This is a genomic window from Mesorhizobium sp. WSM4311, from assembly GCF_002295115.1.
Lineage (GTDB): Bacteria > Pseudomonadota > Alphaproteobacteria > Rhizobiales > Rhizobiaceae > Mesorhizobium.
The window spans coordinates 89,268-103,620 of record NZ_NSFV01000017.1 but is presented as its reverse complement, the minus strand read 5'-3'; the positions used below and the strand labels follow the sequence as shown (position 1 = coordinate 103,620).

Annotated in this window: 14 protein-coding genes; 7 read left to right on the top strand and 7 right to left on the bottom strand. The window is 58.1% G+C overall.

Annotated elements, in window-relative coordinates; translation table 11 throughout:
- Positions 1-60 precede the first annotated feature (60 nt).
- Positions 61-657: a hypothetical protein gene (locus CK226_RS30185; protein ID WP_095789570.1), complete on the bottom strand. Its 597-nt coding sequence runs from the start codon at positions 655-657 to the stop codon at positions 61-63.
- 21 nt (positions 658-678) lie between these two features.
- Positions 679-1,422 (bottom strand): DUF4142 domain-containing protein, encoded by a 744-nt coding sequence (locus CK226_RS30180; RefSeq protein WP_095789571.1) that lies wholly within the window; start codon positions 1,420-1,422, stop codon positions 679-681.
- A 703-nt stretch (positions 1,423-2,125) separates the two neighbouring features.
- On the opposite strand from CK226_RS30180, the gene CK226_RS30175 reads away from it, so the two are divergent.
- The gene (locus CK226_RS30175) at positions 2,126-4,237 is read left to right on the top strand and encodes a catalase (protein ID WP_095789572.1); all 2,112 of its coding nucleotides are present in this window, start codon (positions 2,126-2,128) and stop codon (positions 4,235-4,237) included.
- A gap of 361 nt (positions 4,238-4,598) precedes the next feature.
- Here CK226_RS30175 and CK226_RS30170 read toward each other — a convergent pair whose 3' ends face one another.
- The 3 genes from CK226_RS30170 to CK226_RS35195 all read right to left on the bottom strand — a co-directional run bounded on the left by CK226_RS30170 (position 4,599) and on the right by CK226_RS35195 (position 6,851).
- On the bottom strand, positions 4,599-5,156 hold the full coding sequence (locus CK226_RS30170) for a group 1 truncated hemoglobin (RefSeq protein WP_095789573.1): 558 nt from the start codon (positions 5,154-5,156) through the stop codon (positions 4,599-4,601).
- A gap of 818 nt (positions 5,157-5,974) precedes the next feature.
- On the bottom strand, positions 5,975-6,442 hold the full coding sequence (locus CK226_RS30165; RefSeq protein WP_095789574.1) for a DUF2231 domain-containing protein: 468 nt from the start codon (positions 6,440-6,442) through the stop codon (positions 5,975-5,977).
- The gene (locus CK226_RS35195) at positions 6,423-6,851 is read right to left on the bottom strand and encodes a hypothetical protein (RefSeq protein ID WP_179296029.1); all 429 of its coding nucleotides are present in this window, start codon (positions 6,849-6,851) and stop codon (positions 6,423-6,425) included. The genes CK226_RS30165 and CK226_RS35195 overlap by 20 nt, the downstream gene beginning before the upstream one ends.
- A 449-nt stretch (positions 6,852-7,300) precedes the next feature.
- Here CK226_RS35195 and CK226_RS30160 point away from each other — a divergent pair, with 449 nt between their 5' ends.
- Positions 7,301-7,930: a methyltransferase domain-containing protein gene (locus CK226_RS30160; RefSeq protein WP_095789659.1), complete on the top strand. Its 630-nt coding sequence runs from the start codon at positions 7,301-7,303 to the stop codon at positions 7,928-7,930.
- Here CK226_RS30160 and CK226_RS30155 read toward each other — a convergent pair.
- Positions 7,924-8,241 (bottom strand): YMGG-like glycine zipper-containing protein, encoded by a 318-nt coding sequence (locus CK226_RS30155; RefSeq protein WP_095789575.1) that lies wholly within the window; start codon positions 8,239-8,241, stop codon positions 7,924-7,926. The genes CK226_RS30160 and CK226_RS30155 overlap by 7 nt on opposite strands.
- A gap of 218 nt (positions 8,242-8,459) precedes the next feature.
- Here CK226_RS30155 and CK226_RS30150 point away from each other — a divergent pair, with 218 nt between their 5' ends.
- From CK226_RS30150 to CK226_RS30125, 5 genes are all read left to right on the top strand, one after another.
- Positions 8,460-10,022, top strand: coding sequence for a recombinase family protein (locus CK226_RS30150; RefSeq protein ID WP_095789576.1), 1,563 nt, complete (start codon positions 8,460-8,462; stop codon positions 10,020-10,022).
- A gap of 14 nt (positions 10,023-10,036) precedes the next feature.
- Positions 10,037-10,951, top strand: a complete 915-nt coding sequence (locus CK226_RS30145; RefSeq protein ID WP_095789577.1) for a plasmid partitioning protein RepB C-terminal domain-containing protein — start codon at positions 10,037-10,039, stop codon at positions 10,949-10,951.
- Between the two features lie 722 nt (positions 10,952-11,673).
- Positions 11,674-11,877, top strand: coding sequence for a CsbD family protein (locus tag CK226_RS30135; RefSeq protein ID WP_095776116.1), 204 nt, complete (start codon positions 11,674-11,676; stop codon positions 11,875-11,877).
- 435 nt (positions 11,878-12,312) lie between these two features.
- Positions 12,313-12,633, top strand: coding sequence for a DUF982 domain-containing protein (locus tag CK226_RS30130; RefSeq protein WP_095789579.1), 321 nt, complete (start codon positions 12,313-12,315; stop codon positions 12,631-12,633).
- 6 nt (positions 12,634-12,639) lie between these two features.
- The gene (locus CK226_RS30125) at positions 12,640-12,924 is read left to right on the top strand and encodes a DUF982 domain-containing protein (RefSeq protein WP_095789580.1); all 285 of its coding nucleotides are present in this window, start codon (positions 12,640-12,642) and stop codon (positions 12,922-12,924) included.
- A gap of 879 nt (positions 12,925-13,803) precedes the next feature.
- On the opposite strand, the gene CK226_RS30115 is transcribed toward CK226_RS30125, so the two are convergent.
- On the bottom strand, positions 13,804-14,211 hold the full coding sequence (locus tag CK226_RS30115) for a DUF427 domain-containing protein (RefSeq protein ID WP_095789582.1): 408 nt from the start codon (positions 14,209-14,211) through the stop codon (positions 13,804-13,806).
- Positions 14,212-14,353: the final 142 nt, after the last annotated feature.

Genomic DNA, 14,353 nt, shown 5'->3' with positions numbered 1-14,353 from the left:
GGGTAGATCGATCGGATCGAAGAGAAGGACAGGGCGGCTTTCGCCGCCCCGCGGTTTACATCAGAGATCGCGCCCGCGTCCGACCCGGCGGAGGTCTTCCTCAGGGTAGACGTCGGCCTCTGGATCGAAACCGGTCCAGCCGCTGGCTTCGTACTCAGAGCGTCTGTCAGCGATGTCGACGGAGTTGTATTGCTTGAGGATCTGTTCGGCATTCGGGGCGAGGTTATCCTCGACCCTGGCCGTGACCATCGTTCCACCGCGACGGACACCCTCCGCATAAACATGGGCATCGTTTTCCGGGACACCTGCCTTCGTCATAGCCCCGATAATGCCGCCAGCTGCCCCACCGACCACGGCGCCACCGACCGCGCCGACAGCGGTGGCCGCCAGCCATCCTGCGGCAACGACAGGGCCAAGGCCCGGAATGGCCATCAACCCGAGGCCAGTCGCCAGGCCGCCGGCGCCGCCAATAACGGCGCCCAGGCCAGCTCCGGCGGCCGCATCCTCACCGGCCTCGGTTTCGTCGGCTTTGTACCACCCGGTCGCGTTGTTGGCCACGATGCTGATCTCATCGCGAGGCACGCCCGTTGCAACAAGTTCGCCCATGGCATCGTTGGCATCGTCATAGTTGTCGAACAATCCTGTTATGGTTTGCATCTCATTGTCCTTTGTTTCTGATTACTGAGTGCCGGCAACGACGTTGCCCTGATAGTCGAGAGCGACTGGGGTGGACTTGCCGTCCTTGCTCGCCGTTCCCCGCCAGATGCCCTTGTCGTCCTTCTTCAGAGCAGAGACGTCGGCATAACCGGCCTTCTCGATCGCGCTCTTTGCCTGGCCTTCCGTGAAGCTGTTAGCGCCGGGAACAGGAGCTGCGGGATTGTTGGCGCCGCTGCTTGTGACCGCAGGCGTGGTGCTCTCGCCGGCAGGGGCCCTGGTTGCAAGCTTCTGGATCATGTCCTGATGCATCTTCAGCGTGGGCAACGTCTCCGATGCGAAGGCTTTCAGGGCGGGATTGTCGCCATCCTTCGCGTACGTCTCGAATAGACTGACTGCATCGGCATGCGCCGCCTTCTGCAAGTCCGCATACGGCCTATCGACCGGTGCTGGGGCTGATTTTAGCTTGTCGACGTCGGTCTTGTGAGAAGCATCGAGGTCGGCAGGCACCTGCAGTTTCTGCTCGCCGGCGATGCTTTCGAGCTTAGCATTGGCAGCCCCATGATCGGAGATCATCTTCTGGGCGAAATCCTTGAGCGTCTGATCCTGAATCTTGTCTTGGACGACCTTACTCGACTGGACTTCGAACATTCCGCCAATCGCGGCCTTGGTTACGAAGTCTTGCGCGGTTTCGGCGGCGAGCGACGGCAATGCAAACGCCAGTGAGGTGGCGAGCGATAGAGACGCCAGGCGAAAAGAATTTCTCATGCAGCTACTCCCTTGTTGGCGATGACGATGACAGGCAAACCTCCCGGACTTTGCTTGGTTCCAATGGAAAAACGCTCGGGCCGATTGTTAAGCGAGTGGGGTGCTTTACGCCCCCGATCGAGACTTTAGGTTGGAGAGACGGTTGCCAGGTCCTTCACATGGATGATGTCATGGCAGACAGGTCGAATACCGATATCGAAGCTGGCCCGCATTACAGGGAGCAGCGCGGAAGACGAGTGCCGACCCGCACCTCATGTCAGGCTAGCCGGGAAGCGTTATGCGCTGACTTGGAAAGCCCCGGTGAGATTTCGGTGAGCGTGATGCTTTATGCCGCCTTCCCCGGTTGAACCTGCCATGGTTCGTGCCGCGCCAGCTGCACTAGCCAGGAGCAGTTACGCGGTCCCGTTTCAGCGAGGCGAAAGCGTCGCGTTGCCATCAGTAGATCGAGGGCGGCGTTCTTTGCCGTGCCCCTGCACGCGTTCGCAATGACCGATCGCCCATTAAGAACCGCGCAAGCTAACTCCTCCGCGTGTAGCGCGCCAACGGTCGCTAACCGCGCAGTGACGGCAGCTGCCCTCAAATCCCTTCGTCATCAGTCCAATTAAAGAAATCCGACAACTCGCAGTTTCGGGCGGAACCTGTCGCTTCTGCGCTGGTTGCTGAGCAGCTTGTTCAGTGAAACTGTTCCCTCAAGGAGGACCATATGGCGCGCAGGGCGACGACCAAGAAGATCAATACTGCAACCATCCATGATCAGACCCTTGTAAGAGGGGAGGGTGGAGAGCTACACCAACTTGCTGGAAGCAGCGACAAGGCCCTGACCACCGCGCAGGGAAGCCCAATCGCCGACGACCAGAACTCTCTCAAGGTCGGCGCGCGCGGGCCAACTCTCATCGAGGATTTCCATTTCCGAGAGAAGATTTTTCATTTCGATCATGAACGCATCCCCGAGCGGGTGGTGCATGCGCGTGGATATGGCGCGCACGGTTTCTTCGAGACCTACAAATCGCTAGCCAAATACACGCGCGCGGATATTTTCCAGCGCGCCGGCGAGAAGACACCGGCGTTCGTGAGATTTTCCACCGTCGCAGGAAGCAAGGGCTCATTCGACTTGGCTCGCGATGTGCGGGGATTCGCGGTCAAGCTCTACACGCAGGAAGGAAATTGGGACATCGTCGGCAACAACATCCCAGTTTTCTTTATTCAGGACGCCATCAAATTTCCCGATGTGATCCACTCCGTGAAGCCTGAGCCAGACAGGGGATTTCCGCAAGCGCAGTCGGCACACGATACATTTTGGGATTTTATCAGCCTGACGCCGGAATCGATGCACATGGTCATGTGGGTGATGTCGGATCGTGCTATCCCACGCTCATTCCGCTTTATGCAGGGTTTCGGCGTTCACACATTCAGGCTGGTCAATGCGTCAGATGAATCCACTTTCGTGAAATTCATCTGGAAACCAAAGCTCGGCATGCAGTCTGTCATGTGGAACGAAGCCGTGAAAATCAACGGCGCCGATCCGGACTTCCACCGCCGGGATCTTTGGGACGCGATAAAGTCGGGCAATTTCCCGGAATGGGAGCTCTGCGTCCAGCTCTTTGACCAGGAGTTTGCGGACGGTTTCGACTTCGATGTCCTCGATGCGACAAAGCTGATCCCCGAAGAAGTCCTTCCACCGATCCCCGTTGGCCGATTGGTCCTTGACCGGATGCCCGACAATTTCTTTGCCGAGACGGAGCAGGTCGCGTTTATGACGCAGAATGTCCCTCCCGGCGTCGACTTCAGCAACGACCCTCTTTTGCAGGGCAGGAATTTCTCCTACCTGGACACCCAATTGAAGCGCCTTGGAAGTTCCAACTTCACCCACCTGCCTATCAATGCACCGAAATGTCCCTTCCATCATTTCCAGCAGGACGGGCACATGGCGATGCACAACCCCACAGGACGGGCCAACTACCAACCGAACTCCTTTGGTGAAGGGCCCAGGGAGTCACCTGACCGAGGATTCCGATCCTTTGCCGACGGCGAGGACGGCCAAAAGGTGAGACTGCGCCCCGAAAGTTTCGCGGATCATTACAGCCAGGCAATCCAGTTCTTCAACAGCCAGAGTTCTACCGAGCAGCGCCACATCGCAATGGCCCTCGCGTTCGAACTGAGCAAGGTCGAGGCACCGGTTATCCGAGAGCGAATGATTGCTCATCTCCTCAACATTGATGAGGGCTTGGCACAGACGGTGGCGGACAAACTTGGCATCGCCGACATGCCTAAGGCGGCGGACGCTGCCGTGACACCGCGAAAGGATCTGGAGCCGTCTCCTGCCTTGAGCATCATAGAAAATGGCCCTGACAGTTTTGAAGGACGCAAGGTCGGTGTGCTCGTCAGCAATGGTATGGATGCTGCTCTTTTCACCGCGCTGCAAGCGGCCCTAGAGGCGGAGGGAGCAACAATGGAGGTGATCGCGCTGAAAGCAGGCAACGTAGTCGCCGACGATGACACTACGATCGTCGCCAGGCACATTGTGGATGGCGGGCCGTCGGTGCTCTTTGACTCGGTTGCTCTGCTGTTAACGGAAGAAGGTGCGGAACTGCTGACGAGGGAAGCGGCGGCGCGGGATTTCGTGGCAGACGCGTTTGCGCACTGCAAATTCATCGGGTTCACGCCAGGGGCATTGCCTTTGCTTATGAAAGCTGGCGTTGACTCCGCCGCCGATGAAGGCCTCGTACCATTGACGGACGCGGACGCCGTGGACGCGTATGTTGAATCCTGCAGAAAGCTGCGGCTTTGGGCGAGGGAGGCCAGCGTAAAAGTTTAGGACAATAGCGAAGAACGCCACCGCACGCGAAAAAGATGCCCGCCGCAGCATCAGCATAGCGATGGTCTGGGTCTGGTGGGTTTTGGTCAGCGTGCCAACCTACACAAAGATAAGCCGCGATACTGAGACAACTACTTGATTTAAAATAATAAAAAATGGTTCCATAATGTATGTTATGCAACTTTACATTGTAGCATCTATTTAGTAATGCGGTTAGAGATGCGACACTTCCCTCTTCCGAGGCTGGTCGGCTCAGATGACTGTACACATTTCCAGGCAGGCCGGGACTTCTACGAGCAAAGCAGCCCTTTCCGACAAGGCAGGCGATGAAGGTGCGCAAGCGCGTGTTGGGCGAGCCTCTTCAGCCCTTTTCGCGGTAGCCGGCGGTAACCTCGTCTTTGTGCGCGGCGAAGGCTGCCAGCACTTCGTCCTTCTCGGGCTTGGCAATCTTGAAATGGTCCAACGTGCGCCCGAGCTCCGCTGCGACCTCATCGAATTCCGGGGGCGAGATTTTCAGGCGGCGATGGGCTTCCTCAAGGCCGAGTGGCGTCGAGCCCGGCCTGGTGGCCACAAACTTGTAGGGCCCGCCCGAAACGTCGCAGACCCAAAGTGTCCGCATGAACTTAAGACCGGGCAGCCGTTCGAGATTCTTAGTGTGCCATTCCCGTAGCTGCGGGTTCTTGGACTTCTGGCCGACAATGGGATTCTTCACGACGGCGTCGCTGAAGTAGTCCACCACGGCAGCTATGGCGAACACGCCACCCAGCCGTTCATATAGACTTTTCTCAGGCGTGGTTTGCTTGGTCTGCGCCAGCGCATTGTGAGCTGGCAATATTGCGGTCGACGCGGCGGCCGCGCCCAACACAGCAACAGTGACGACGCCCCGTCTTGTAAAAGAGGTTGGGATAGCCGTTTTCATCTCTAATCTCCTCCCTGCTACGCCAGGGCAAGCTGCAGCCTGTCCGGTGGCTTCAATGAAGTCGTTTCGGTCATTTGATGCTCTTTGCCCGTCAGAAGAACTTGGCGCAGCCAACGGCTTCGTCAACATGAGCATTGGCTAATATAACAGAAAGAGGTACCCGCGGGCCGAACATTTCCGGCACTATGATGGCGAGAAGCCGCGCCGCAGCTACGATCTCGATAATGCGTGGGTCAGGATCTCTCCTGTGAAGTGGGACCGTAGGCCGCCCGGCCCCCATACATGCAGCATCACCACAAGTACCAGCCAGAGATCGTCTTCGGGAACGTCAACTGCGATCCGGCGGGAATAAAAGCTCAGAGTAAATAAATCGGCCCCGGCTTTGCCGCCGCCTTCTCCTGAGACTTCTCCGCCGGCTCCCTCTATCCGATGTTCGGTCTCGGCCTGACAAGATTGAGGCCTTATGTGGACGATGGGCCGAGGCGATCGTAGGAGCGTCGCAGGGGCGGAAACGCGTGCGATTAATAACGGCGGTTCTCGCGTTGCACACCAAGCGGGCCTTAGACCCATTCTCGTTCCAGTGCCATTTGCTGCTGGCATTGGCATGCACGGCGCAAATGTTGCGAGTCCACCGGTTATACCGAATCAAGTGGGACTTATGCAGATCGACAACGTGTCATGGCAACAGGTGCCGGAGAGCTTGGTATTTCGCCCGAGGCCGATTGAGGAACACTGCGGGAGATGCGCCACAACTGACCACGAGGCTCTTCGGCCGACATCACGATTGAATGTCTCGAAATCGCGATGACGCCAGGCGATCAGCGCACCTCACCTGAGCCGTCGTCGGCGACACCTACGCGACGCCGGTAGACCATTTCCCAACCCATCCAGCCGGTGAACAGCATGATGAGCACCACGATCAATGACAGGAGCAGTCCAGTGGGCACCACCGCCGCCTCGCCATGGGCATAACGCGAATACCAGTTGTATACCTCGATCAGGACAACAACCACATTGCCGCCGGCGTGAAGCCAAGCTTCCCGAAGATTGCGGATTTGAACGTCACCGAACACGTCCGTCAGGCCGGCAAGAGCGGCCAGCGCAGCCATAATCAGGCCTGCCCCAAGAAGCCAGAGTGAACCGGCCACCCACGCCGGATTGGCCGTTCGCCAGAAGATCAAATCGCAAACAAAGGTCGCTACGAAGAAGGCTATCGGAAACGGAATCAGCATCGGGTGGATCGGATGGCCGGCAATGCTTGCCGTGCTACGCGGGTTGTTGGTCATGCGACGTCTCCACAGCAGGGCGCAAAAAGTGCACAATCCAAAAGATTCGTGCAGCATCAACCGAACCTATATGGAACGCGGGCCTTGGGGGGATGTTCCATAAATCCAGTGCTGTCGGTGGCTTCACTGCGTCGACGACGATAGCGGCCGCTACGTGTGCCGCACCGTTCCTGGGCTGCCTGGCTGCTCTATCGCCGTCATAACGTCGCCGCTTCAATTCTAGGGTCAGATAACTGTCCACACTTCCTAGCGCTTCTTGGGATTCGGTGTGATCTCCTGCACCGCACTCGTTGCCGCTCCCCTTCGCCGTATCGAACGCTTTCTGCTTGTCCTTGGTGGTCAGAACGGTGCGCCAGTGCGGCTTCTCGAAGACGCTTACCAGGTAAGTCGTTTCCGGCTTGTCGACCATCGCTGCTCCCCCTTAATGTCGAAAGCCCACATTCCTCTGGCGGAGAGAGCGCAGGCTGAACTGAGGCCCGATCTTCGCCAGGCGATGGAGGGCACCAACCTGGCGCTCGCATCAACTTTTAGAGACGGCTAATGTCACAGATCAAGGAGCCGTAGACTGCGGTGTCGATCTCGGGGAATGGATGATCAGGAACTATGCGGTCGACTGGCCGAAATACAGCGCAGGATTATACCCGGGTCGGAATGGAAGCCAGGACGGCCAACCGCGGCCATTGGCTGGAGCGCTCGATCGGCCGTGGGAACGGCGCAAACAGATGACGGTTCAGTAGGCTATTCGCGCCTTTGCTGATCTCCTCCTGGCGCTCTTGGAGAGATCGGCTGTTCTGTCATCTTTTGCCCATTTGCCTGGGCTAGGCTGTTTTCACGGCGGGCTTGGAGGAGGTCGATCTGATGACGACAAGCCTTGCCGGCACCCTGAAAACCCGCGGCAAACAGGTGGCCAAACGCCTGCTCGGCTATGATTCCCGCAACTGGCTGCGGATCCGCCAGATCGAGGCCTTCACTGTCTTTCTCGAAGCCGGCAACCGCAAGGCCTCCCACGTCATCGAGATCTCACCAGGCTGGAACCGCTACTGGCGAGCGATGTGCCCCAACTACCGCTCGGTCGATTTCCCGGCCTTCGACATCTGCAAGGACCGCACCGAGCAACAATATTCGATCGTCATTGCCGACCAGGTGCTGGAACACGTGCAGCGGCCGCTGGCCGCGGCCCAGAACATCCACGCCATGACCAGGCCCGGCGGCTGGGCGATGGTAGCGACGCCCTTCCTATTCAGGGTCCATGCCCGGCCGCACGACTACAACAGATGGACACCCGCCGGCCTCAAGCAGCTGATGGTCGAGGGCGGTTTTGCCGAAGAAAACGTCAAGGTGGATGGCTGGGGCAACAAAGCGTGCGCCCGGGCTCACATCGGTGGCCCGGTACGCGCCTACGGCCTGTGGCGGGACCTCAGCAACGACGAGGAATACCCGCTAATGGTCTGGGCCTTCGCAAAGAAGGAGCCAGCGGCGCCTCAATAATTGCCGTTGTAGTAGCGATCGTCGCAGGGCGCGGTGTAGATGCGGCCGTAGCGGTCCTGGTAGCGGCACATTTCCTCGCCGCGGCGCTGCGGGGTGGTGGCGGAGCCGACGACGGCGCCGAGCAGCGCGCCGCTGGCCGCTCCAATGACCGTGCTCTTGGTGTTGCCGCCGATCGCCTGGCCGACGAGAGCGCCGCCGGCGCCGCCGACCAGGGCACCGGTCGTGGCCCGTTGCTGGCCTTCGGTCTGCGACTGGCAGCCGGCAAGTGCCGCGGTCATCAGCACGGCGGCTATGGCTTTGTGAAAGGTCATTTGAGGTCTCCCTTAAACGTCTGAAATCCCTATCGATCGTCCCGTGAGGCCGCATTGCGGCGGAACGGGGGCACGCGCTCTCACGAAGTGAGTCAGCGTTTACCGACAGTTGAAGACCAACAAGAAAAGCCGGGCATTCGACATAAACTAGAGAGGTATTTTGAACCAAACCTCAGGCCGAAGATCGTTACCATGTCCGATTGGCGGGAGCGCAAGCGATGGACGAGGTTGTAACTATCCCAAAAGCTCCTTCGGGTAGGCGCGTAGTGCGTGCGGCCCAATATCTGCGCATGTCGAAAGACCATCAGACCCACTCGATCGACAACCAGAAAGATGCCATCCGCGACTATGCCGATGTGATGGGCTACGAGATCGTCGCCACTTACGAGGACGCTGGTCGCAGTGGCCTTAATTTGGGCGGACGCCTTGGCCTTCAACGCTTGCTGGCCGATGTGGAGAGCGGGCGTGCCGATTTCGAAACCATCGTTGTCTATGATGTCAGCCGCTGGGGGCGATTTCAGAACATAGATGAAAGCGCCTCCTACGAATACCGTTGCCATATGGCCGGCGTGCGGATCGAATTCTGCGCCGAGCAATTCATGAACGACGGCAGCGTCGGCTCTGATGTTCTTAAGGCCATCAAACGCAGCATGGCGGCCGAGCACAGTCGCATGCTCTCGCAAAAGGTGTTCATCGGCCAGGCAAGGCTGATACGGATGGGGTTCCGCCAGGGTGGTAAGCCGGGTCTCGGCCTACGACGCCTGCTGGTCGACCATTCGGGCCGCCCCAAATTCATCCTTTCAAATCGCGAACAGAAGAGCGTGCACACCGACCGAGTAATCTTGGTGCCCGGACCGCCGGACGAGATCGCGACGGTACAGTGGATTTTCAGCCACTTCGTCAAAACGCACCGGACAGAGCTTGAAATCGCTAGGCTGTTGAACAGGCGTGGCGTGATGTCGGACCTTGGACGCCCTTGGAAGCGGGAAAGCGTGCGTAGGCTTCTGACTAATGAAACGTACATTGGCAACAGTGTCTGGAACCGGCGTTCCTGTAAGCTCAGAGGCAAGGGGGTAGACAATCCTCCCGACCAGTGGGTGCGAATGGAGGGTGCATTCGAGCCGATTGTTGACCGCAAGCTATTCAAGCGGGCGCAACTCATCCAAAAGACGCTCTATTTGCGCATGAACAATGATGAGATGCTGGCTGCGCTCAAGAAGGTCTTGGCGCGCCGTGGCGCCTTGTCGACCGCGATTATTGACGCTGCACCCGAGTGCCCCGCAGCTAGCCTCTATTACACACGTTTCGGAAGCCTTCTGAAACTCTACGAATTCATCGGATATCAGTTGCCAAGGAATTGCCGGATCATCGCCGCGAAAAAGCGGCTGAAGACGGTGCGTTTGAAGGCAATAGATGACCTGCTGGTCGCGATTGAGAGGACTAGCGGACAGGCGACTTATGACCTAAGAACCGGCCTTCTCCGGATCAACGACGAGTTCACTGTGGCGATCGAAATCGCGCGTTGCGGTGCTTCCGTGTTCGGATATCCACTTTGGTCGCTGGACATCAAGCGCCGGTTACTGCCCGACGTTTTCGTCCTGATCAGAATGAGTCCGGGTGACCTTGTCATCCGGGACTATCTGATTGCTCCTACATTGGAAATCGTCGGCAAATCAAAGCTGCGCGCTAATAATGGCGCACAACTGGACACCTACCTTTTTCCCACGCTCAGCCCCCTCATCATGCTGGCAGAGCGTGCAGGTGCGGAGAACATAGTGTGAGTCCGAAGCATCCTATGACCAGCGAGGCCGCTAACAATGCTCTGCAAAACAGCGACCAGAGACACGCCCGTAGCATTGCTGCCGATCAACCAGGGTCAAAGTTGAAGCTGTTCGCGCCCAAGCTCTTGGCAGCCTATGAAGCAGAGTGCCGACGCAAGCGCGATTTCATAAGAGAAGCCGTGGAAACTGAAGAGCGGTTGGGCAGCCTGGTCGAAGCGCTTCGCCCGATAATGAATGATAAAAGGTTTCGCTCGTTGTTGGTGTCCGAGGGGCTTGCCACCATACCAAAGACCTTGGCCGAGAGGTTGCAAGGCGAGAAGTTTAGACCGGGAGCAGCACCGCGTGCCAGCAACCCCTTTCCTAGCAAGAATGCAGGCCGTCAACCTGTCAGCGGGATTTGCCCGGATGTCCTCGATTTCCTTCAAGACCACCCTGTGAAGGTGAAAATCTTCGGCTTGCTGCGGTATGTGCTCCCCGACAGGCAGTTGGAAATTGCCCGACTGATGGTCGCGATGGAGCGGGTCACATTCACATATGCCAAGATCCTTATCGCTTTTACGCCGCGTCCGCTGCTGGCCGAGGGTTTCTATCCGGCGATGATTGCCAACGTGTCTGAAGACCAACTGGGCGCGATGACGCCGGAACTTAGCAGGCTAAGCAGTGAATTTCTGAGCGCTATGGAGCGACTTGGCTCTGTGAGCCTGGAACTGTTGGCGGCCGGCCGTTATTTGGACCGGCTGATGGATAACTCCAGGGTCGTGCGCTACCTGGCTCATACTTTTCCCGGCAATTTTGAAGAGTTTCACAAGTTGTCGGGTGGCCAGGCATTTTCCAACTCCCTCAGTTTGGCGGCAGGCTGTGGACCTCAAGGCGAACCGGCCCGCCGCCATCGCAGTTCGTGCAGAAAAGCGCCCGCTCGCCCGAGCTGAACAGTATCCCGATCGAATAGTCGCAAATACCGCATCTAGTTATAAAACGAGCTCTCGGCCGCCGCGAAGAAAAGGTGCGCGGATAGTGCTCGTGGAACCACGTCGCCGACAACCTGTTCTCGAAATGGGTAATGGCAGGCGTGTCAACACCATCATCAGGGCCTTTTTCGCCATGATGCTCGGCATTCTTCTGGGTGTCGTCGCGGCCATCATGCGCATGTCCGACATCCGGTGCTCCGAAGCATAGCGGCTGGTTATGTCTGGCTATTCTGCGGCACGCCGGCGCTGTGCTCTCTTGTGGTTCAACCTGGCATTGGATCAAACATCTAGGGAGGAGGCGGGGCGTTCGGGTGGGGGCAGTCAGAGAATTGCTCACACCCAGAGGGCCGGTGTCCAACGCCACCATAACGTTCCACGAGTTTTGTGAATCCGTAGGCGAAGGCCACAAGAAGCACCAGGACAGCCACTATTCGGACGGCCATGAGACATTATAGCAGGATCGTCCCGCATAGGATCCCGCAATCCCCGCTACCTTGTTCAAATCGTTAAACGCGTTGTCGAAAGGTGCCGGCTTGCGCACACCAATAGTTGCGCGGTTGTCCCATCCAGGGCTGGGCCGGCCCCCGGCCCCCGAACACGGCGCTGCGGTCCAACAGCCTGGGGTGGCCTGGAACTTCCGTGGCGAAACGACGTTCGATCTGTTTGTAACTAAGGAGGTCGTGATGGACTGGAACCGCGTCGAGGGAAATTGGAAACAGGTGAAGGGCAAGGTCAAAGAACAGTGGGGGAAACTCACTGATGATGACCTTGATCGCATCGCCGGCAAACGCGATCAACTCGAAGGTAAGATCCAGGAGCGCTACGGCATCGAACGCGACCGTGTCCGGCGCGATATCGACGACTGGTACAACAGGCAAGGCTGGTAAGAAAATAGCCCGCCGCCTCCTTCGCGGCGGCGGGCCTTTGCCGGCCGGCCGGGCGCGTTCGAGACCTGCAATGAGCCCAGCCGGTCATGGAATAAGTCCTCGCAATCCTTTGACACCGCGATTTCTTCCTCCACCATCAGGCCAAGGCTCCGGGAAGTATCAAGCTCGGCAACGATGTGGCAATCAAGGCACTTGAAGCGGCATGATCAAGCTTCAGACGTAGCTCATCCAACATTGGATGCGGCAAGGCGGCGAGCCCGCCACCAGACGGCCGCAGGATGGTTGCGGAGGTGGAAACGGTCGCGCCAATTTTTTTGAGGCCCGTTTTGACCGATCTTGACGGCCAAAATCCTCAGACCCATATCGCCGTCGGGCGTTCACCGTAAGGTGCGCCAGCATCAAAAACTCAGTTGTTCGTTCGACTTGGAGGATCCTATGAACGATCGGATTTTCGACAGCCCTGTTTTCGTAAACGGCGGCGGCAATCTGGTACAGGAAATTGCTGATCTCGAGGACGCCCTGGAATTCCTCTACGAGTGGCCAAAGGAGAGACGGGGTGCTGTCTACCAAACCGCTCTTCGCGCCTGCCAGAGAGCGTTCGACAGCGACTACCCGCTTTCGGCTGCCCGCCAAGCATTTTGTGGATTCGCAAAGACAGCCAAGATCCATCAAGAAGTAACAGGGGCATCCCCTGGGTGGTTCCCGAAGGCCGGAGCCGAAGCGGCGGGTTGGTCACGTGAGCATGGGAGGAGGTAGTCAGCGATGCTATCAAAGCCTTTTGAACAACCGGTTCGCGTCTGGGTTGGGTTAGGCTTTCCCCGTCAACTCAACACAATTGCCGAGGCCTATCAATTTGCAGTGGAGTGGTGCGGCAATAGCCCGGAACAGAAAGCGGCTATTCGAGCCTGCAAAGCCGCTTTGGTAGGCGATATCGACCCTGAAACCGCACGGGGCATTTTTACGGCCTTCGCTCGGAAAAAAGATATACTGATGGATGATGGGGTCACGACCTCGCCCCTCTCAACGTGGACGCCCGACCACGTCTAAGGCCAAAAAAGGCGGTTGCCACAGCCGGCGGCCGCCTTTCCCTCAATCTTGTTATTTTCACGAGAACGTTGATGGTAAAGGAAGCCGCAATTAGACCCCCAACTCATGAGGTAATCGCGACTCCGTATGACGCCGATTGCCAAGATGCCTTAACGTCCCATGTTGACGAGCTGATAACCCGCGCCGAAACAGCCGGTTGGGACCGAGGTCGTGTTGCTTCGGCGTTAATGTACTTGGGTGCCAAGCGGCTCACTTCAGCCTCTTAGGCAATGCCATAATCCTGGGCGGTGACGCCTATCTCGACTCGCGACCGCCTCTACCCTTAGCATCGTAACTCCGGCCGAGACATCCGAGTGGCCGAGCGCGTCCTTCCGGCCCTAAATCGGACACTTACAGCGAAGCCAGCCCTTGTTCGAACTGCCGGGAGGTGGGCGGGACGCTCGGAGGCAACAAAGTTCTGGCGTTTTATGGCGAGAGCGGGCCGCCGCTTTGCGGGGGTATAGAGTGCAACGCCATGTCGTTTGCATGCGCTTGCCAAAGGTATCCCTGCGCTTGTGGGTTGGCCGCCGCGGTAAAGAATCTCGCCTGCTCTGCAAAACTCCTTGAAGCGGCGAGCGCCTCTTTCCTGGGTGGCGATATTGCAGCGTGCGGCGGCGCCGGAATGCTCCTCAAAGCCCCCCGCGGAGGCTTTGAGCGGTTGCAGCTTTGAGGGGTGCTGCGGACAAAGAAGGCTGAGATCGGAACGACCAACCTTGGACGCTTTCCAGCCAGTCCATCCTCACTGTTTCGGCCCGCTGCGCAAACCTTGACCGACGCCCCGTCGTCAACCGATGCGCTGCTAATCGAGATCTCGGCGGTCCGTACGCTTCCTCCACACAACTATTCGGGGAGGTGCGGCGTATGCTGCTTGTCCTCTGCCGGATCGGCATCAATGCGAGCCTTGTGGGGGTCGAAAGCGCCGTGCCGAGCGATGGCCAAAGCGGCCCTTTCAGGAGTCTCATAGGCCCACATGAAATTATCGGCGGATGCTCCGGCTGCATGAACGCGCCAATAGCCAGCCGTGCCCCACGGGGATTCCGAGGCGGCGTTGGTTTTCTCGAAAAGCTCGAAATAGATATCCTCGAAGGGGATGTAGAAGACCGGATTTCGTCCGTCTTCGTAGAGCAATTTTGCGTGCTCGCTGGACGCGACAATGGCGTCGGAGAATCTGACTGTCACTGTACCATGAAAGGGAACGATGGCAGGCGCCATCGCAGAATGCTCGGGACTCAGGGGGGAGGTTTGCATTCTAGCTCTCCTTGACTGCGTGTCCCTGGAAACGTCGCTCCGTCATGCCAGTTCCTGCCAAGGACGCAATTGGTGCAAATCCTTTTACCCCTACGCGTTGTTCATGGATGTTTTTAGTCCCGGCATTTTGCTGGATCAGGGC